This window comes from Desulfovibrio sp. (assembly GCF_018379785.1).
GTDB lineage: Bacteria > Desulfobacterota > Desulfovibrionia > Desulfovibrionales > Desulfovibrionaceae > Desulfovibrio.
In genome coordinates this window covers 18,598-37,500 of record NZ_JAGZUV010000008.1, presented here as the reverse complement: position 1 = coordinate 37,500, position 18,903 = coordinate 18,598, and the positions used below count along the sequence as shown (strand labels likewise).

17 protein-coding genes are annotated in these 18,903 nt (G+C 62.5%); 11 read left to right on the top strand and 6 right to left on the bottom strand.

Translation table 11 applies throughout. From position 1 onward, the window contains the following. Nucleotides 1-3 precede the first annotated feature (3 nt). From KH208_RS02755 to KH208_RS02710, 10 genes are all read left to right on the top strand, one after another. Nucleotides 4-1,044 carry a glycosyltransferase gene (locus KH208_RS02755; RefSeq protein WP_291433632.1) on the top strand — a complete coding sequence of 347 codons (1,041 nt, stop codon included), beginning with the start codon at nt 4-6 and terminating at the stop codon, nt 1,042-1,044. A 211-nt stretch (nt 1,045-1,255) separates the two neighbouring features. Then, nucleotides 1,256-1,675 (top strand): ATP synthase F0 subunit B, encoded by a 420-nt coding sequence (locus KH208_RS02750; protein WP_291433630.1) that lies wholly within the window; start codon nt 1,256-1,258, stop codon nt 1,673-1,675. Nucleotides 1,676-1,786: 111 nt separating this feature from the next. Beyond that, entirely contained in the window at nt 1,787-2,362 is a 576-nt protein-coding gene (locus KH208_RS02745) for an ATP synthase F0 subunit B (RefSeq protein ID WP_291433627.1), read from the top strand. Continuing rightward, on the top strand, nt 2,359-2,910 hold the full coding sequence (atpH, locus tag KH208_RS02740; RefSeq protein WP_291433625.1) for an ATP synthase F1 subunit delta: 552 nt from the start codon (nt 2,359-2,361) through the stop codon (nt 2,908-2,910). Before KH208_RS02745 ends, atpH begins: the two co-directional genes overlap by 4 nt. A 3-nt stretch (nt 2,911-2,913) precedes the next feature. After that, nucleotides 2,914-4,422 (top strand): F0F1 ATP synthase subunit alpha, encoded by a 1,509-nt coding sequence (atpA, locus tag KH208_RS02735; protein WP_291433623.1) that lies wholly within the window; start codon nt 2,914-2,916, stop codon nt 4,420-4,422. A 23-nt stretch (nt 4,423-4,445) separates the two neighbouring features. After that, nucleotides 4,446-5,330 (top strand): F0F1 ATP synthase subunit gamma, encoded by an 885-nt coding sequence (locus KH208_RS02730; RefSeq protein WP_291433622.1) that lies wholly within the window; start codon nt 4,446-4,448, stop codon nt 5,328-5,330. An 11-nt stretch (nt 5,331-5,341) separates the two neighbouring features. After that, the gene (atpD, locus tag KH208_RS02725) at nt 5,342-6,763 is read left to right on the top strand and encodes a F0F1 ATP synthase subunit beta (RefSeq protein ID WP_008682594.1); all 1,422 of its coding nucleotides are present in this window, start codon (nt 5,342-5,344) and stop codon (nt 6,761-6,763) included. Between the two features lie 168 nt (nt 6,764-6,931). Next, on the top strand, nt 6,932-7,333 hold the full coding sequence (locus KH208_RS02720; RefSeq protein WP_291433621.1) for a F0F1 ATP synthase subunit epsilon: 402 nt from the start codon (nt 6,932-6,934) through the stop codon (nt 7,331-7,333). Nucleotides 7,334-7,559: 226 nt separating this feature from the next. Continuing rightward, on the top strand, nt 7,560-9,365 hold the full coding sequence (gene lepA, locus KH208_RS02715) for a translation elongation factor 4 (RefSeq protein ID WP_291433620.1): 1,806 nt from the start codon (nt 7,560-7,562) through the stop codon (nt 9,363-9,365). A 543-nt stretch (nt 9,366-9,908) separates the two neighbouring features. Further along, nucleotides 9,909-12,029 (top strand): methyl-accepting chemotaxis protein, encoded by a 2,121-nt coding sequence (locus KH208_RS02710; RefSeq protein WP_291433618.1) that lies wholly within the window; start codon nt 9,909-9,911, stop codon nt 12,027-12,029. A gap of 82 nt (nt 12,030-12,111) precedes the next feature. Here the strand turns inward: KH208_RS02710 and KH208_RS02705 are convergent, their stop codons facing one another. Beyond that, nucleotides 12,112-13,752 carry an L-lactate permease gene (locus KH208_RS02705; protein ID WP_291433616.1) on the bottom strand — a complete coding sequence of 547 codons (1,641 nt, stop codon included), beginning with the start codon at nt 13,750-13,752 and terminating at the stop codon, nt 12,112-12,114. Nucleotides 13,753-14,222: 470 nt separating this feature from the next. Here KH208_RS02705 and KH208_RS02700 point away from each other — a divergent pair, with 470 nt between their 5' ends. Next, nucleotides 14,223-14,576: a hypothetical protein gene (locus KH208_RS02700; RefSeq protein ID WP_291433614.1), complete on the top strand. Its 354-nt coding sequence runs from the start codon at nt 14,223-14,225 to the stop codon at nt 14,574-14,576. Nucleotides 14,577-14,675: 99 nt separating this feature from the next. Here KH208_RS02700 and KH208_RS02695 read toward each other — a convergent pair whose 3' ends face one another. The 5 genes from KH208_RS02695 to KH208_RS02675 all read right to left on the bottom strand — a co-directional run bounded on the left by KH208_RS02695 (nt 14,676) and on the right by KH208_RS02675 (nt 18,889). Continuing rightward, complete coding sequence (locus tag KH208_RS02695; protein ID WP_291433612.1) at nt 14,676-15,638, bottom strand: glycosyltransferase; 963 nt, start codon at nt 15,636-15,638, stop codon at nt 14,676-14,678. Then, on the bottom strand, nt 15,635-16,108 hold the full coding sequence (locus KH208_RS02690) for a GtrA family protein (protein WP_291433610.1): 474 nt from the start codon (nt 16,106-16,108) through the stop codon (nt 15,635-15,637). The genes KH208_RS02695 and KH208_RS02690 overlap by 4 nt, the downstream gene beginning before the upstream one ends. Further along, nucleotides 16,105-17,061, bottom strand: a complete 957-nt coding sequence (locus tag KH208_RS02685; RefSeq protein WP_291433609.1) for a glycosyltransferase family 2 protein — start codon at nt 17,059-17,061, stop codon at nt 16,105-16,107. The genes KH208_RS02690 and KH208_RS02685 overlap by 4 nt, the downstream gene beginning before the upstream one ends. A 30-nt stretch (nt 17,062-17,091) precedes the next feature. Continuing rightward, nucleotides 17,092-18,237: a DegT/DnrJ/EryC1/StrS aminotransferase family protein gene (locus tag KH208_RS02680; RefSeq protein WP_291433608.1), complete on the bottom strand. Its 1,146-nt coding sequence runs from the start codon at nt 18,235-18,237 to the stop codon at nt 17,092-17,094. A gap of 142 nt (nt 18,238-18,379) precedes the next feature. Continuing rightward, a complete protein-coding gene (locus tag KH208_RS02675; RefSeq protein ID WP_291433606.1) occupies nt 18,380-18,889 on the bottom strand; it encodes a hypothetical protein in 510 nt (169 codons plus the stop codon). Nucleotides 18,890-18,903 lie beyond the last annotated feature (14 nt).

Here is an 18,903-nt window from a genome sequence, read left to right as displayed (position 1 = left end):
CGCATGTCCAGCGCCGCCGCGCCGTTAGTCTCCGTCATCCTGCCTGTGTACAACGCCGCTTCCGGCCTGGAGGCGGCATTGTACAGCCTTTGGGCCCAGCGTCCCGCGCCGGACGCGCCTCTGCCGCCCTTTGAAGTGCTGGCCGTGGACGACGGTTCCACGGACCGCAGCCCCGCCCTGCTGGATGCCGCCGCCCGGCGAGAGCCCCGGCTGCGCGTGCTCCGCCGTCCCCATCAGGGCATCGCCGCAACGCTCAATGCCGGGCTGGCGGCGGCGCGAGGCCGTTATCTGGCCCGCATGGACGCCGACGACATTGCCCACCCGGAGCGTCTGGCCCGGCAGGTTGCGCATCTGGACGCTGATCCCGGCCTGCACCTTTCAGCCGGTATGGTGGATTTCGGCGGCGACGCGGTCCGGGCCGGCGGCTTCGCCCATTTCGTGGACTGGCAGAACAGCCTGTGCTCACCGGAGGACATCGCCCGCAGCCGCTTTCGGGATACGCCGGTCTGCCATCCCTCGGTCATGTTCCGGCGCGAGGCGGTGGAACGCTGGGGAAGCTACGCGGACGGCGATTTTGCCGAGGACTGGGAGCTCTGGCTGCGCTGGCTGGACGCGGGCGCGCGCCTGGAAAAGCTGCCGCTGCGCCTCCTGACCTGGAACGACCCGCCCGGACGCGCCACCCGCGCCGACGCCCGCTACCGCGAAGCGGCCTGCAATGAGCTGCGCGCCTTCTGGCTGGCCCGCGAACTGGCCCGCAGCAACCCTTTCCATCCCGAGGTCTGGGTGCTGGGCGCCGGGCGCGTGTCCCGACGGCGGCTGGCCCCGCTCTGGCGACACGGCGTGCGTCCCGCGGCCTATATCGACATTGACCCCCGCAAAATCGGCAACCGCCCGGGCGGCATAGCCGTATTGCCCCGCGCGGCCCTGCCCGGACCGGGACGCTGCCGCATCCTCAACGCGCTCACGGCCCACGGCTCGGCCGAAGAGGCGGCCCGCTGGCTGTCGGAGGCCGGGTACGGCCCCGAGGACTGGTGGCTCTCCTGAAAGGCCCGCTCGCCCTTTTTTGCCTCACTGCCCGCAACAACTTGCTCCGCGCCACTTTTAAGATTTTTTTCCACTTTTCCGGACAAACTTTTTTGTGAACTTTGCGAAATTTGTCACCAATACCCTTTGACATAACAGGGCTGTGGCGCTATGGTGCAAGGGCTTTATGTATCAAATCCTTCACACCGCCATTTTTTAGGGAGGATGCGGCATGCTGGATCTCAATATCACCCTGGTCTTTCAGCTGGTGAACTTCTTTATCGCCATCTTTGTACTCAACATCCTCCTGATCCGACCCATCCGCGAAATAATCAAAAAGCGCAACGGCGTCATGGACGACCTGGCCGGCGAAGCCGACAACTTTGAGTCTCAGGCCGCCGAACGCCTCGCCAACTACGAAGCCGAACTGGCCCGCGCCCGTCAGGACGCCGGTCTCACCCGTGAAGAAGGCCGCAACGCGGGCCTGGCGGAACAGCAGGGCATCGTGGGCACGGCCCAGAAGAGCGCCCGCGACATCCTGGCCGACACCCGCCGCAGTCTGCGGGGCCAGGCCGAGGCCACGCTGAGCGAGTTGCGCAATCAGGTGAGCGACTTTTCCGCTCGCCTGGCCGACCGCCTGATCAAGGGCTGATCCCGGTTTTTCACTGCGGCCCGCCGGCGCCCTTTCGCGGGGTTGCCCGGCTGTCGCGCCCGGCGCACGGGCATGCTTTGGATCATTTCTCAGACCGTTAGGGGGTGTGTTTTGAGCAAATGGAAACACTTCGGGCTTGTCCTGCCGCTGGCGCTGGCCTTTGCCGTGGTCGCCACGCAAGCAGCCGCCGCTGAAGCCGGGCACGCGGCGCCGCGCTGGGGCGATTTCGGCTGGCGCGTGCTCAACTTCGTGATCTTCGCGGGCATCCTCTGGTATTTCGTGGGCGGGCTGGCCAAAAAGTTCTTCAAGGGCCGCCGCCAGTTGATCCGGGACACCCTGGACGACCTGGAAGAGCGCCGCGCCAAGGCCAGAGAGCATCTGGCCGCCGTGGAAGCGCGCATTGCCCGCCTGGATGAGGAACGCAAGGCCATTCTGGAAGAAAGCCGGGTCCAGGCCGAAAATCTCAAACAGGGCATCATGGAAGAGGCGCGCCGTCAGGCCGAGCAGATCGTGGAACAGGCCCGCCTCACCGCAGAGAACGAAGGGCGCTCCGTGCTGGCTGAAGTGCGCGCCGCCCTTGCCGACGAAATCGTGGGCGCGGCTGAAAAGGCCCTGCGCGACAAGCTGGGCGACGGCGAACACGACAAACTTATCGCCAACTCCCTTAACAAGGTGGTGCTCCATTGACTGACACCGTGGTTGCACGCAGATACGCCAACGCCATCTTTGCGTTGAGCCGTAAGGAAGGGGACGACGCCCTCACCCGGCACGGGGATTGCCTCGCGACCCTGGGTGGAATGATCGCCGCCGCGCCGGGACTGGACATGACACTGAAAAGTCCTGTCATCAGCGTGGAAGAGAAAAAGGCGGTCATGGGCAAACTGCTGGACAAGCTCAAAGCCGACCAGATCATGCGCAACTTCTGTTTCCTGTTGGCAGACAAAGAACGTCTGGCCTTCCTGCGCGAGATCGCCAACTGGTACGGCAAACTGCTGGACGAGGCCAAAGGCGTGATCCGCGGACGGCTGACCACCGCCGTGAAACTTTCCGCCGCCAAACAGGCTGAGCTCAAGGCCGCGCTGCGGGAAAAAAGCGGCGCCGACATCGAGCTGACCTTCGCCGTGGACAAAGACATCCTTGGGGGTATGGTGCTCAACATGGGAGATCGGGTGCTGGACGCAAGTCTGCGCGCACAATTGGGGATCCTGCGGGAGACTTTCAAGAGGGGTGAATAGCACATGCAGATCAAAGCGGAAGAGATAAGCAAGATCATTGAGGATCAAATCCAAAACTACGAGCAGCGCGTGGAAATGAGCGAAACCGGCACCGTCCTCTACGTCGGTGACGGCATCGCCCGCGTCCACGGCGTGCAGAACGCCATGTCCATGGAACTGCTGGAATTCCCCGGCGGCGTCATGGGCATGGTGCTCAACCTCGAAGAGGACAACGTGGGTGTCGCTCTGCTCGGTTCGGACGTGGGCATCAAAGAAGGCGACCCGGTCAAGCGTACCGGCAAGATCTTCTCCGTGCCCGTGGGCGACAAGGTCATGGGCCGTGTGCTCAACCCCCTGGGTGAGCCCATCGACGGTCTCGGACCCATCGAAGCCACGGAAGTGCGTCCCGTGGAAATCAAGGCCCCCGGCATCATCGCCCGCAAAAGCGTGCATGAGCCCATGCCCACGGGTCTGAAAGCCATCGACGCCATGACGCCCATCGGGCGCGGCCAGCGCGAGCTGATCATCGGCGACCGCCAGACCGGCAAAACCGCCGTGTGTCTCGACGCCATCCTGGCCCAGAAAGAGACCGACATCCACTGCTTCTACGTGGCCATCGGTCAGAAAAAGGCTTCGGTGGCGCTGGTGGCCGATACGTTGCGCAAGTACGGCGCGCTGGAGTACACCACCATCATTTCGGCCACGGCCTCCGACCCGGCGCCGCTGCAGTACATCGCGGCCTATACCGGCTGCACCATGGCCGAATACTACCGCGACAGCGGCAAGCACGCCCTGATTATTTACGACGACCTTTCCAAGCAGGCCGTGGCTTACCGCCAGATGTCCCTGCTGCTCCGCCGCCCGCCCGGACGTGAAGCTTTCCCCGGCGACGTCTTCTACCTGCACTCGCGCCTGTTGGAACGCGCGGCCAAGGTCAACGACAGCCTGGGCGCCGGTTCCCTGACGGCTCTGCCGATCATTGAAACCCAGGCCGGCGACGTCTCCGCCTACATTCCGACCAACGTGATCTCCATCACCGACGGTCAGGTTTATCTGGAGCCGAACCTGTTCAACGCCGGTGTGCGCCCGGCCATCAACGTGGGGCTTTCCGTGTCCCGCGTGGGCGGCGCGGCTCAGATCAAGGCCATGAAGCAGGTGGCGGGCACCATGCGCCTGGACCTCGCCCAGTACCGCGAGCTGGCGGCTTTCGCCCAGTTCGGCTCGGATCTGGACAAAGGCACCAAAGCCAAGCTGGACCGCGGCGCGCGTCTGGTGGAGCTGCTCAAACAGCCCCAGTACCAGCCCATGCCCGCCCAGGAACAGGTGGCTTCCATCTGGGCCGCCACACGCGGCCACATGGACGACGTGCCGGTGGATCAGGTCCGCCGCTTTGAAACCGAGATGCTGACCTTCCTGCGCGACACCAGGAAGGACGTGCTGGACGCCATTAAAGACAAAAAAGTCATTGACGAGGCTGTGGAAAGCGCGCTCACCGAAGCCGTTGCCGCCTTCAAGCAGGGCTGGCAGGCCTGAGGCCGCCAAACGGGAGACCTAGCATGCCTTCACTCAAAGACGTAAAAATGAAGATCGTAGGGGTCGGCAAGACCAAGCAGATCACCAAGGCCATGAATATGGTGGCCTCGGCCAAACTGCGCGGCGCCCAGGCCCGTATCGAGCGCTTCAGACCCTACGCGGCCAAATACCGCCAGGTGCTCGGCGAACTGTCGCGCAAGGTGGAGGGCAACGCCCACCCCCTGCTGGCCGAGCATGAGGAAAAGAAAAACTGCGCCATCGTCATGGTCACCTCGGATCGCGGCCTGTGCGGCAGCTTCAACGGCAACATCATCAGTGCCGCCCTGAAGCTCGCCAAGGAGAAAACAGCGGCCGGCATGCAGGTCAGTTTCGCCTGCGTGGGCCGCAAGGGCCGCGACACGGTACGCAAAAGCGATTACGCCATGCTCTCCTCCTATGGCGACCGCATGGGCAGCATTGACTTCGCCCTGGCCAGCACCGTGGCCCAGGAAGTCATCCACGGCTATGAAACCCTGGCCTTTGACGAAGTCTGGCTGGTGTACGGCGAGTTCGTGTCCATGGGGCACCAGCCGCCGCGCACACTCTGCCTGCTGCCGTTAAAAACGCCGGAGGCCGAGGAAATCGCCGAGGAAGCCGGTGAGGCCCGTTGCGAGTATGTGTACGAGCCGCATGAGGAAAAGCTGCTGGCGGAACTTCTGCCGCGCTACGTCAAAGTGCAGGTCTATCGTGGCCTTCTGGACACCTCGGCCAGCGAGCACGCCGCCCGCATGGCCGCCATGGACAACGCCACGCGCAACTGCAACGAGATGATCAACATGCTGACCCTGCTCTACAACAAGACGCGGCAGGCTTCCATTACCAGCGAACTCATCGACATCGTCGGCGGCGCGGAAGCGCTGAACGGTTAAGGAGCCCAAACATGAGCAAAAACATCGGTAAAGTCGTTCAGGTTATCGGCGCCGTGGTGGACGTTGAGTTCAGCGACGGCAACCTGCCGGATATCTTCACCGCCCTGGAGATAAAAAACCCGAACAACAGCGACGCTCCGGATCTGATCTGTGAAGTGGCGCAGCACCTGGGCGACAACGTCGTGCGCACCATCGCCATGGACGCCACCGAAGGTCTGGTGCGCGGCATGGACGTGGTGGACACGGGCCAGCCCATCATGGTGCCCGTGGGCAAAGCCGCAGTGGGCCGCATCCTCAACGTCATCGGCCGCCCGGTGGACGAACTGGGCCCGGTCAATGCCGAAAAGTACTACCCCATCCACCGTCCCGCGCCCGGGTTCACGGACCAGAACACCAAGGTGGAACTGCTGGAAACCGGCATCAAGGTCGTTGATCTGCTCGTTCCCTTCCCCAAGGGCGGCAAGATGGGCCTCTTCGGCGGCGCCGGCGTGGGCAAGACCGTTATCCTCATGGAGATGATCAACAACATCGCCAAACAGCACGGCGGCTCCTCGGTGTTCGCCGGTGTGGGCGAGCGCACCCGTGAGGGCAACGACCTGTACAACGAACTCAAGGAAGCAGGCGTTCTGGAACGCGCCACGCTTGTCTACGGCCAGATGAACGAGCCTCCGGGAGCGCGCGCGCGCGTGGCCCTCACGGCTCTGGCCTGCGCCGAATACTTCCGTGACGAAGAGCATCAGGACGTGTTGCTGTTCATCGACAATATCTTCCGCTTCACCCAGGCGGGTTCGGAAGTGTCCGCCCTGCTGGGCCGCATGCCGTCGGCCGTGGGCTATCAGCCCACTCTCGGTACGGACCTGGGCGCTCTGCAGGAACGCATCACCTCCACCAACTCGGGTTCGATCACCTCGGTGCAGGCCGTGTACGTGCCCGCCGACGACTTGACCGACCCCGCCCCGGCCACGACCTTCTCGCATCTGGACGGCACCCTGGTGCTTTCCCGCCAGATCGCGGAACTGGGCATCTATCCGGCCGTGGACCCGCTGGACTCCACCTCGCGCATCCTCGACCCCAATGTGGTGGGCGAGGAGCATTACAGCGTGGCCCGGCGGGTGCAGATGGTGCTGCAGAAGTATAAGGAACTGCAGGACATCATCGCCATCCTGGGCATGGACGAACTCTCGGACGAGGACAAGCTCACCGTGGCCCGCGCCCGGCGCATCCAGCGCTTCCTCTCCCAGCCCTTCCACGTGGCCGAGACCTTCACGGGCACCCCCGGCCAGTATGTGAAGCTGGAAGACACCATCAAGGGCTTCAAGGGCATCCTGGACGGCGAGTATGACCACCTGGCCGAAGGCGACTTCTACATGCTCGGCGGTATCGAGCAGGCCGTGGCCAAGTATGAGCAGCGCAAGCTGCAAGAGGAAAACTAAGGGGCGCCCGCAAAACGCGCCTTTTGCCCCTTGAGCCGCGTCCGGAGCCGGGCGCGGCCAAGGGAACAGAATGTATCTTTGTGAGCGCACCTGGAAATTTTCAGGACGTGCCGGTGTAAAATGGTTTGCATGTCCGGTATCGGGACATCAGGAGCGTAAGGAGTGACTATGGGCACGCTGCAACTGGAAGTGGTGACGCCGGACAAAACCGTGGTCAGCGCCGAGGTGGAAATGGCTGTCTGCCCCGGGGTGGAAGGCGAATTCGGGGTGCTGCCGCAGCACGTCTCCATGCTCTCGGCCCTGAAAATCGGCGATCTGCGCTATCGGGTCAACGGCAAGGATGAGAACGTCTTCATTTCCGGCGGCTTTGCCGACGTGAACAATAACGTGCTGAGCGTGCTTGCCGAATCCGCGGAGCTGGCCACGGACATTGACACCGCCAGGGCTCAGGCCGCCAAGGAACGGGCCGAAAAACGCCTGTCCGCGCACGACGACAACCTGGACCAGACGCGGGCCGAGGCCGCCCTGCAACGCGCGGTCACGCGCCTGCATGTGGCGCAACTGCGCTGACATACACTGCGATTGGATGCATGAAGAGCCGGAGGCATTGCCTTCGGCTCTTCTTTTTGCAGCATGTTGCGCTTGAACGGGTATCGCTTACCCGTCACGCCACAGACCCGCAACAGTACAAGCCCGAAAAATGCCGCTCTCCAAGCGCCGCGCCGGACGTGGACTTCGCGGAACTTTTCGCCTAAAATAATCTGTTTTCATACTCCCAGCCCTTGCAGGACAAACTATGCCCACACAGGATCGCATCCGCAATTTTTGCATCATCGCCCATATTGACCACGGCAAATCCACCCTGGCCGACCGCATTCTGGAACTCACGCAGGTGGTCAGCGCACGCGAGGCCCGGCAGCAGTATCTGGACAGAATGGATCTGGAGCGGGAGCGCGGCATCACCATCAAGGCCCAGACCGTGCGCATTCCCTATGTGGCGGCCGACGGCAAGGAGTATGAGCTCAATCTCATCGACACGCCCGGCCACGTGGACTTCAACTATGAGGTTTCGCGCTCACTGGCCGCCTGCGAGGGTGCGCTGCTGGTGGTGGACGCCACCCAGGGCGTGGAGGCCCAGACCCTGGCCAACGTCTACCTGGCTCTGGACCACGACCACGAAATCATCCCGGTGCTGAACAAGATCGACCTGCCCAGCGCCGAAGTTGAGCGGGTCAAGGCTGAAATCGAAGAAAGCATCGGCCTGGACTGCTCCGAGGCCCTGCCCGTGTCGGCCAAAACAGGCATGGGCGTGGACGCGGTGCTGGAAGCCATTGTGAAGCGCCTGCCCGCTCCCAGGGGCAACCCGGACGCGCCGCTCAAGGCCCTGATTTTCGACTCCTGGTACGACAGCTACCAGGGCGTGGTGACGCTCTTCCGGGTGGTGGACGGCGCGGTGCGCCTGGGCGACACCATTCGGCTCATGAGCACCGGCAAGGAATACGAGGTGCTGCGTCTGGGCGTCTTCTCGCCCGAGGCTGCGGATGTGCGCGAGCTGACCGCCGGTGAAGTGGGCTTTCTGTGCGGCTCCATCAAGGAACTGGGCGACGCCCGCGTGGGCGACACCATCACTCTGGCCGACAATCCGGCCGCCGACCCCGTGCCCGGTTTCAAGGAAGTGAAGCCCATGGTCTTCTGCGGGCTTTACCCCACGGAATCCGACGACTATGAAAACCTCAAGGCCGCGCTGGAAAAACTCCAGCTCAACGACGCGGCTTTCAGCTTTGAGCCGGAAACCTCCCAGGCCCTGGGCTTCGGCTTCCGCTGCGGCTTCCTGGGTCTGCTGCACATGGAGATCATTCAGGAGCGCCTGGAACGCGAATTCGAGGTAGGCCTCATCGCCACGGCACCCTCTGTGGTCTACAAAGTGGACACCGTGGACGGCAAAACCCTGGAAATCGACAACCCCAGCCATTTGCCGGACCCGACCAAGACCCGCGCCCTGTACGAGCCCTATGTGAGCATGGACATCCATGTGCCCAATGAATACGTGGGCAACGTCATGAAGCTCTGCGAGGAAAAACGCGGCACGCAGAAAAACCTGCACTATCTGGCCGCCAACCGGGTGGTGGTGACCTATGAGATGCCCTTTGCCGAAATCGTCTACGACTTTTTCGACCGTCTCAAATCCGCCACGCGCGGCTATGCCTCCATGGACTATCAGCCCATCGACTACCGGGCCTCGGATCTGGTGCGTCTGGACATTCTGCTGAACAGTGAGCCCGTGGACGCCCTGGCCGTCATCGTGCACCGGGACAAAGCCTATACCTATGGCCGTTCCCTGGCCCTCAAACTCAAGCGCACCATTCCGCGCCAACTCTTCCAGGTGGCGATTCAGGCGGCCATCGGCCAGAAGATCATCGCCCGCGAAACGGTTTCGGCCTTCCGCAAGGACGTGACCGCCAAATGCTACGGCGGCGACATCACCCGCAAACGCAAGCTGCTGGAAAAACAGAAGGAAGGCAAAAAGCGCATGAAGCGCATGGGCAATGTGGAATTGCCGCAGGAAGCCTTTCTGGCGGCCCTCAAGGTGGGCGACGAGTAGTTCAGCCGTGCGCCACGGGCTCTGAAAAAGAAACCAGGCGCAGGCATTTTTCCATACTGAGGCAGTCTCCCTGGAGGCTGCCCTTTCTTTCAGCGGCGAAACACTTTTTTATAAACAGCATTGACCCTATAGCATGGATTATCATTTTCGATAATGAATGTTTCTCATAATCATACACTGCGAATTTCATAAAATTTTGCTGTATTTTCCCCAGAGAGAGAGAGAGAGAGAGAGAGAGAGAGATTTTAAAAAAAAATTCTTGTGCTATAGAGTTGATATAAATATCAACATACGAATTATATAATTATATGGATTCTGATATCTTCAACTATATTTTTCATTCCCTTCAAGGCTGAAAAAGGGCCTTTTCCCCTAATTTTTTTCTTCCTCCAGCCGAAAATGAGAGTATCTTCCACTTTCATAAGGCATCATCCGCTACGCCACGACAAAGCCACTGAAAAACGACAGCCGGGGCGCGACGGTCAACACCGTTTCTGTAGTGAAACGTACGAAGACCTCTGGAGGAGGCAAAGGGCGGGTCATATGAAAAATCTGAAAATCTGGCAAAAAATGGCCGCGGGCATCGGTCTTATGCTGTTGCTGGCCGCGGTCATCAGCGCCGTGTCGCTGAGCGTCATGAAAACCGTGGACGAAGAAACCACCAATATCAAAATGGCGTTCGCGCCCTTGCAGCAACTTGCCAACAGCCTGGATCAGCAGGTGACCGCCATTCCCGGCCAAATGCTCGCCTACCAGAACGGCAAGGCCGAAGCCTGGGACAACGTGCGGCGCCTGCTTGAACAGACCGACCAGAGCCTGACCAAACTGGCGGCACACCTCAAGGCCAATCCCGTCATCCCCGATACGGGCAAAACCGCTGCCGGACGAACGGCCTTCGAAAGCCTGAAAAAAACGCTGTTGGAAACGCATGCGGCCCAGGACGAGCTGGTGACCCTGCGCAATCATATGAATGAAACCGGCGCGAAGCTGTTGAACGAAACGCAGGACTATGTTCAGCGGATGAACACGGTGCTCAACCAGTTCGTGGCGGACCAGGACAGCGCGGAAGCCGCCAGAGCCCTGCCGCTGGTCCAGGACGGCCAGCGCATCATGGACGCCATCAACTATCTGCGTATCCGGATGCTGCGCAGCCTGGCGGAAAACAATCGGGATTACTCCAAGGACAATCTGCCGGTCCTCTTCCCCGCACTGCTCACGCAAGTGGACGAACTGCTGCCCCGGATCAGGCACGCCGACCTGCGAGAGCTCCTGAATGCCCTGCGCGGCCATATTGAGGAATACCGGGACGCCCAGGCCAAAACGCTGCAAATCTGGGAACGCATCGACAAACTTAACATGCAACGCAACCAGGCCTGCGACGAAGGCATCCGCGCCGCCCAAGGCATCGCCGGAGCCGGCGACAGATTGCAAACCTCGGCCATCGGCACCACCGATGATGAAGTCCGCGATGCCATTACGCTGATTTATGCGGTCAGCGCCGCGGCTCTGATCATGGGCCTGCTGATCGGCCTTGCGCTCACCCGCGGCATCACGGTTCCGGTGGGCCGGGCCTTGGGCTTTGCCCGCGCCGTGGCCGCCGGGCAGTTGGACCAGCGGTTGCGCCTGGACAGAAAGGATGAAATCGGCCAACTCGCCGTGGCCCTGGACAGTATGGTGGACGCGCTGAACGAAAAAATCGGCGAAGCCGAGCAGAAATCCCGCGAAGCCGAAGAACAGTCGCGCAATGCCCAGGCGGCCATGCGGCAGGCCGAGGCCGCGGGCAAAAGCGCTCAGGCCAAAACCGAGGCCATGCTGACGGCCGCAGACAAACTGGAAGCCATGGGCAATGTGCTTTCCTCGGCATCCACCCAGCTTTCGGCCCAGATCGAACAGGCCGACAAGGGTGCGGCGGAAGCCGCCGAGCGTCTCTCCGAAGCGGCCACGGCCATGAACGAAATGGACGCCACCGTCCAGGATGTGGCCCGCAACGCCAATGCGGCCTCCTCCGCTTCGGCGGAAACCAGGGAAAAAGCCGAAGCCGGCGCGGGCATTGTGGAAAAGGCCGTGCGGAGCATTGAAGAAGTGCACCGGATGTCCATCACGATCAAGGACGACATGGCCCAGCTCAGTGAACACGCTCAAGCCATTACCCAGATCATGAACGTCATCTCGGATATTGCGGACCAGACCAATCTGCTGGCCCTGAACGCGGCCATTGAAGCGGCCCGCGCGGGCGAAGCCGGGCGCGGTTTCGCCGTGGTGGCCGACGAAGTGCGCAAGCTGGCCGAAAAAACCATGGCATCCACCAACGACGTGAGCAACGCCATCAGGGCCATCCAGGAAAGCACGGCCAAGAGCATGGAGGCCGTGGACGGCGCCGTGGAACAGATCGGACAGGCCACGGGTCTGGCCAACGATTCGGGCATGGCCCTGCAGGAAATCGTGGCCACCGTGGAAGCCACGGCCGACCAGGTCAATGCCATTGCCACGGCCAGCGAGGAACAGTCCGCTACCAGTCAGGAAATCAACCAGTCCATCGTCATGGTCAACGACAGGGCCAGGGAAACCGCCGTCGTCATGACCGAAGCGGCCAAGGCCGTTGAGGAGCTGGCAAGCCAGGCCCAGGGCCTGACCCGCCTGATCCAGGAGCTGAAAAACAGTTAAGCGGGGAGTTTTCGTCCGGATGGCAAAAGAAGAGCGCCGCTCCCCAGGAACGGCGCTCTTCTTTTATAGTTGTATCAGCAGGTCAGGGCAGCATCCAGTGCAGCACCCCGGACTGCAAGTACGTCAGGACGCAGATGAACAGGGTCATGGCGACGCTGTGGCCGAGAGTGAAACGGAAAAGGTTCCCCTCCTGTCCCACCAGATTGGTGGCCGCCGTGGCCACGCTGATGGACTGGGGCGAAATCATCTTGCCCGTGACGCCGCCCGAGGAGTTGGCCGCCACGGCCAGCTGCGGGTCCATGCCCACCACTTCTGCCGTGGAACGCTGCATGCCGCAGAAGAGCGCGTTGGAAGAGGTGTCCGAACCGGTCAGGAATACGCCCAGCCAGCCCAGAAGCGGCGAGAAGAGCGGGAAGAGCGAGCCGGTCAGGGTAAAGGCAATGCCCAGGGTAGAGCTCATGCCCGAATAGTTCATAAGGTAGGCCAAGCCCAGAATCATGGCGATGGTCAGAATGGGGAAGCGCAGTTGCACGGCCGTGCGGCCGAAGCAGGCCACGGCCTTGCCGAAGGAATAGCCGGGCATGAAGGGCACGGAGAAGAAACCGGCCAGCAGAATGGCCGTACCGCCCGCCGAAAGCCAGTTGAAGGTGAACATGGCCGCATAATTGGGATCCTTGCCCGCGGCCAGAATGGGCGCCGCCTTGTGCACCATGCCGTCCAGGCCGGGCCAGGCGAAGGTGATCACCGCGCCGGGGATGGCGTTCAGCAGGTTCTTGAACTGCGGCAGGCCCCACAGAAAGACCATGACGGCCAGAATGATGTACGGTCCCCAGGCCCGCAGCACAACACCGGCCGACGGCGGGGCCCCTTCCAGCACGGAGGCGGATTCGCCCGCGAACCGCCAGATCCGGGCGGGCTTCCAGACCCGCAGCAGCAGGACCAGGGCCACGATGGTGATGAGCGCCGACATGATGTCGGGCAGGGTCGGGCCATGGAAGTTGGAGAAGAGGAACTGCGAGGCGGCGAAGCTGACACCGGCCACGGCAATGGCGGGCAGCACTTCCATGGCGCGCCGGAAGCCGCACATGACCACGCAGAGCCAGAGCGGCACGATGACGGAAAGGAAAGGCAGCTGTCTGCCGACGATCTGGCTGATGGTCAGATCCGAGAAGCCTGAAACCTGTCCGGCCACGATGACGGGCACGCCGATGGCGCCGAAGGCCACGGGCGCGGTATTGGCGATGAGGCAGATACCCGCCGCGTACAGGGGCTGGAAGCCCAGGCCCACCAGCATGGCGGCGGTGATGGCCACGGGCGTGCCGAAGCCCGCCGTGCCTTCAATGAAGGAACCAAAGGCAAAAGCGATGAAAATGGCCTGCAAGCGCCGGTCGTCGGTAAGACGGGCCAGGGATTGCTTGATATGCTCGAATTCTCCCGATTCCACGGTCATGTTGTAGACCCAGACCGCGGTGATCACTATCCAGATGATGGGGAAGAGGCCGAAAGCCGCGCCGTAGATCAGGGAACTGAAGGCCGTGCCCACGGGCATGCCCCAGACCAGAACCGCCAGCAAAAAAGAAAGGATCACGGCCGTGGCCGCGGCATAATGCCCCTTGGCGCGACGCACCGCCAGCATGTAAAAAAGGGCAAAAAGAGGAATACCGGCCAGCAGCGCGGAAAGAAGCGCGCTCCCGGCGGGGTTGTAAATTTGTGTCCAGGCCATATTTGCTCCTTCAACGGTTACATGTTGTCCATCTCTTGTTTGAACAGAACCCATGCGAAAGATGATCCGGTTTGCACAAAGGCCCCGGAACATCTTCCGCAATATATTCACTGGATCAGCTTCGCATTGATCCGTCGCGGCGCGGGGGCTTCGGCCGCAGGCGAACGTATGAGCCATACGGACAAAGTCAACATCGCCGACCACGGCTGAAGACTGCAATCGCGTGCGGGGCCGCCGGAACAGATCAACGTAAAAGTCACACTGTTCCGCGGGTTATGGAGAAAGCCGGTTCAGGAAAGACTGACGGGAGGGGCAAGGGGAAAGGGCAACATACCCCGGATTTCACGGGGACCGGGGATATGTTCCTTGGTGCGGGGAAAAGCGACCCGCGCGAGAACGCGGGACGGAAAAACAAGCCGGGCGGCAACACGGGCGGGCGATCCCGGTTCCGGGCCGTCTGATGCGGAGCGGTGGCGCTGTTTGTTTTCCGGCTGCCGAAAGGAAACGGAAAAGGCGGGGAGAGCGCGGAAAACGCCGGATTCCATGAACGGCGTGAACTTTACAAGCTCCAGGGACCGGGCCGGAGCATTCCGTCCACAGGTCAGCAGGAAGATCGTAACGATCCCCATGCATATTCCGCAGAAAAGGCAGAATCGGCGAATGGCGTTCATGGCCGCGCTCTTTTTGTCTCTGGGCAGCATTTCAAAGCCGGAATGCTCAATATCGTGCGGCACGGGGTCAAAACCGGCTTGTCAGGCAAGCCGCCGCACGATGGAACCGTACAGCCGTCCCACTGTTTCAACCCTATCCTAACGGTGGGATAAATCAACAGATTTATCCCACCATATTAAATAAGGAAGCGATATTACGCAAAAAAGAGGTTCGGCCAAAACGCGCGGAACACGGAAAGGCGCAAGGCGCCTTCAGCGCCGCAGACCGGCGGGCAGGGCGAAATAAACCCGTGCCGCCAGGTCGAAAAGAGAGCCGGGCAGAAAACTGACCCACCAGAACAGACGATATTTGCGCGAACTGTTCCGCCAGGTCGCGATGCAGGCGCGGGCCTCGGCATTGCGCCCCTCGCGCCAGAGGGCCACGGCCTTCTGAAAAGCCGCCCGCCGGGTCAACAGGGCCACCAGACCGGCGTGCTCCGCGTCATAGCCGGGATAGAGACGGCGGTGTTTGTCCAGAATGCGCAGGGTTTCGTCCGCGAATTGGCCGAACTTGCGGAAGGTGGTGTTGGCCCCGTGCACCCGCCAGAGGGTCAGGGGCTCGTCCACGAAATCCAGCTTCCAGTCATGGGCGATGCGGTAAAAGACGTCGGCCTCCTCGCAGACATTGAGGCTTTCGTCAAACCAGCCGCCGTCCCACGCGCCGGGGTCAGCGGCCAGACCGGCCAGGGCTTCGCGCCGGATCACGGCCGAGGACATGGAAATCCACTGCCGTTCCATGAGTTCGCCGAAAACCATGCCGCGCACAGGCCGGGCCTCGGCAAAAAGGCGCTTGAGCTCGCGTTTGCCGTCAAAAATCTCCGTATCCGTGCAGACCAGGCCCACCCGGGGATCGGCCTCGAACAGGGCCACCTGCGCTTCCAGCTTGCGCGGCCGCCAGAGATCGTCGCAATCCAGAAAGGCCAGGTAGCGGCCGCGCGCCCGCATCAGGGCCAGGTTGCGCGCCGCGCCCAGGGGCACTGTGGCCTCGCCGCGAAAATAGCGCAGCTTGGGGCCGTAGCTTTGGGCAATGGCCGGACTGTCGTCCGTGGAGCCGTTGTCCCAGAAGATGACTTCAAAATCCTCAAAGGTCTGGGCCATGAGGCTGTCCAGGGCCGCGCGCAGATCGCGGGCGCTGTTCAGGCAGTTCATGATCACGGATACGGCGGGAGCGCTCACGGTTTCTTTGCCTCCGGAGTTGTTGCGGCGGGTCCGGCCAGCTCCCGCGTTCGGCGGAAGACCCAGTATTTGCAGAGCAGGTAGACAAAGACCGGAACCAGCACCACGGCCACGGGCATGGCAAACTCATAGGCCAGGCCCAGGCGGACGAGCAGCCAGACAATGCAGGAGTTGAGCCCCAGGCCCACGGCCTGGGTGGCGGCGAAGCGCGGCAGCATGGCCCGGTGGCCGCCCCTGGCCTGAAAGGTCCAGAGGCTCTGGCCCAGATAGGAGACAAAAAAGCTGATCAGATAGGCCAGACCGTTGCCCGCCAGCAGGGGCAAAGCCCAGACGTTCACGAACAGCAGGCCCAGCAGGGCGTAGCAGAGGGTCGCCAGGCCGCCCACCAGGCCGAAGCGTATCCAGCGCCGGGCCAGCAGGCTTTGCACGAAGCGCCGCAGATCCTCCCAGGTGGGCACAAAGCCGGTCACAATGTTTTCTCCACAATATAGCGGGGCCGACGCCGCACTTCCGTGAAAATCTTGGCGATATACTCGCCCATGACGGAGAGGCAGAACAACTGCACCGAGCCCAGCAGCAGAACCACGATGATCAGCGAGGTCCAGCCCGGGATAACCGCGCCTTCCATGTACTGGAACAGCGAAACCAGGCTGTAGGCCAGGGCCGCCAGCATGCAGAGCAGGCTCATGAGGCCCGCCAGGCGCAGGGGCGCGGCGCTGCAGGAGGTGATACCCTTCCAGGCGAAGGAAAGCATTTTCAGCAGAGGGTACTTGCTCTCTCCGGCCTGGCGCGACAGGCGCGCGTAGTAGACCTTGCCGCTCTTGAAGCCCAGACCGGGAAAAAGCCCGCGCAGAAACAGGGTCTGCTCCCCGTAGGACGGCAGAACCTCCAGCACGGGCCGGGCCACCAGGCGATAATCCGCATGGTCCGGGATCAGGCGCACGTTCAGCCAGTTCATGAAGCGGTAGAAGAAATGCGCGGTGCCCCGCTTGAAGGAGGTGTCGGAACTGCGGTCTTTGCGCACGCCGTACACAATGTCGCAGCCTTCGGCATAGCGGGCCAGCATTTCCGGGATGACCCCGATGTCGTCCTGAAGATCGGCGTCCAGGCTGATAATGCAGTCCGCGCCCCACTGGCGGGCCGTGTCCATACCGGCCCAGACCGCGTTCTGGTGTCCGGCGTTGGCCGCGAAGCTGATGCCCCGGCAGAAGGGATCGTGCCGATGGCGTTCTTCCAGCACTTGCCAGGTGCGGTCGCGGCTGCCGTCGTCCACATACAGGGCGTAGCTTTCAGGCCGGATCAGGCCCCCGGCCTTGCAGCGCTCCAGCAACTCGGCCAGGGCGTTCAGCGTGCGCGGGAGGGTTTCCTCCTCATTATAGCAGGGAACCACCAGGGCCAGCAGAGGCGCGGGACGGGACGGCATGGCAAACTCCTGTGAGACGGCGGCGCGCCCTCAGGCCGCTGCGGCGCGGGCCAGGGCCGCGCAGACGTTTTCCACATCTTCCCGGCTCAGACCCGGATGCAGGGGCAGGGTCACCAGTTCCGCGTACAATTGTTCGGTGACCGGCAGGCGCACGGCCCCGCCGCCGAAAAAGCTCAGCAGATGGTTGGGCTTGTAATGCACGCCCGTGGGAATGCCCTCCCGGGCCAGGGCCTCCTTGACCGCGTCCTTGCGGCCGTTCAGGATGCGCACGGGCATAATGTGCGGCACAATGAAGTCTTCCGGGTCGGTGTGCAGCAGGGCCAGACCCGGCAGGCCCGCCAGGCGCTCGGCGTAGACGGCGGCCAATGCGCGCCGGACCGGGATAAATTCGCTGTCCAGGCGGGAAAGCTGCACCCTGCCGATGGCGGCCATGAGATTGCTCATGTGGTAGCGCCAGCCCTGGCGTTTGACGTCCGGATCCCAGGAGCGGATACCGGCAAAGCGCTTCTGGGCGTCGTTTTCCACCGAAAGCAGGCGCGCGTCCGAAGCCAGGCGCGCGGCCTCGGCGTCAAAGGCCACCAGGCAGCCGCCCTCGCCGGAGGTGATGTTTTTGATGCCGTCAAAGCTGAAGCAGACCATGTCCCCGAACGAGCCGATCCTGCGCCCGTGATGGCGGCAGCCGAAGGCATGGGCCGCGTCCTCCACCACCCGCAGCCCCTTGCGCCGGGCAAAGTCGTAGACCTCGTCCAGATGCCAGGGGTTGCTGGCGTAGTCCACGGGCATGACGGCGATGGTGCGGGAGGTGAGGCGTTTTTCCGCGTCGCGAAGATCCAGAGTGCCGGTTTCTGGCAGCACGTCGCAGGCCACGGGCACGCAGCCCGCCGCCGTGACTGCCTGGAAGGAAGCCACAAAGGTCAGCGAGGGCACCAGCACCTCGGCCTTGCCGTCCGTGGCGCGGCACTGGGAAGCCACGGCGTCCACGGCCAGATGCAGGGCCGCCGTGCCCGTGTTCGTGGTGATGACCTGCTGCGGGGTCACGCCCAGATACGCGGCCAGCTCCTCTTCAAACAAACGGGTCTCATTGCCTATGCCCAGATAGCCGTCTTCCAGAATTACCCGGCTGACGGCGCGGGCCTCGGCTTCACCCACAATGGAACGCGAAAGACGCAAGGACATGAGCCCCTCCGCAAGATTGCAAAAGTTCTCCGGACGCGGCATGCGCCCGGAGAACTTTTGCAATACCCTCTATCGCCGCCCGGAGCAAGCGCCGGGGCGGGACGGCGGCGGCAACGGCCACCGCCCCGGTCCATTTTCCCTCTTACAGCGCCGGGGCTGTTTCCGGCGGATTCGCGGGCCTGAAATCCGCGAACACGGAGCAGACCTTGCTCAGCACATGCAGCGAAGATTGCAGGCTGCTGCCGATCACGTGGATGGTGAAGCCGTCGAGATCTTCCGCCTCGCCGAAATGTTCCATGAGATATGCCGTGACATAGAGATCGTCATACACCTTGCCGAGCAGTCCGGACAGATCCTTTGCCCTGTGCGCGTCAAGCACGTCCTCTTCATATTTCAGCATATACGACGGCACGCGGTAGCAGCGCAACTCATGCGGCACCTCTTTGGCCGGGCCGCCGGGATTGACGGGAGAAGCATCCGGCACGGCGCATTCCGCCGGTTCCGGCTCTTTTCCGGCCGCGAAGGCCAGCAAGGCCCGCGCCGTCTGTTGCAGCGTTTCGGCCAATGCGGCGCAATGGGAAAAATCTGGAGAAGCGGCGGGCGGGATGGGGCGGGGCTGTGAACGCTGAGCGTCCAGAGAAGGATCGGACATCAGGCACCTCTACG

Bases quoted from the DNA above. Each gene is read 5' to 3' on its own strand.
- KH208_RS02755 (WP_291433632.1), top strand. From the start codon at position 4: ATGTCCAGCGCCGCCGCGCCGTTAGTCTCCGTCATCCTGCCTGTGTAC.
- KH208_RS02750 (WP_291433630.1), top strand. From the start codon at position 1,256: ATGCTGGATCTCAATATCACCCTGGTCTTTCAGCTGGTGAACTTCTTT.
- atpA (WP_291433623.1), top strand. From the start codon at position 2,914: ATGCAGATCAAAGCGGAAGAGATAAGCAAGATCATTGAGGATCAAATC.
- KH208_RS02730 (WP_291433622.1), top strand. From the start codon at position 4,446: ATGCCTTCACTCAAAGACGTAAAAATGAAGATCGTAGGGGTCGGCAAG.
- atpD (WP_008682594.1), top strand. From the start codon at position 5,342: ATGAGCAAAAACATCGGTAAAGTCGTTCAGGTTATCGGCGCCGTGGTG.
- KH208_RS02720 (WP_291433621.1), top strand. From the start codon at position 6,932: ATGGGCACGCTGCAACTGGAAGTGGTGACGCCGGACAAAACCGTGGTC.
- lepA (WP_291433620.1), top strand. From the start codon at position 7,560: ATGCCCACACAGGATCGCATCCGCAATTTTTGCATCATCGCCCATATT.
- KH208_RS02710 (WP_291433618.1), top strand. From the start codon at position 9,909: ATGAAAAATCTGAAAATCTGGCAAAAAATGGCCGCGGGCATCGGTCTT.
- KH208_RS02705 (WP_291433616.1), bottom strand. From the start codon at position 13,752: ATGGCCTGGACACAAATTTACAACCCCGCCGGGAGCGCGCTTCTTTCC.
- KH208_RS02685 (WP_291433609.1), bottom strand. From the start codon at position 17,061: ATGCCGTCCCGTCCCGCGCCTCTGCTGGCCCTGGTGGTTCCCTGCTAT.
- KH208_RS02680 (WP_291433608.1), bottom strand. From the start codon at position 18,237: ATGTCCTTGCGTCTTTCGCGTTCCATTGTGGGTGAAGCCGAGGCCCGC.
- KH208_RS02675 (WP_291433606.1), bottom strand. From the start codon at position 18,889: ATGTCCGATCCTTCTCTGGACGCTCAGCGTTCACAGCCCCGCCCCATC.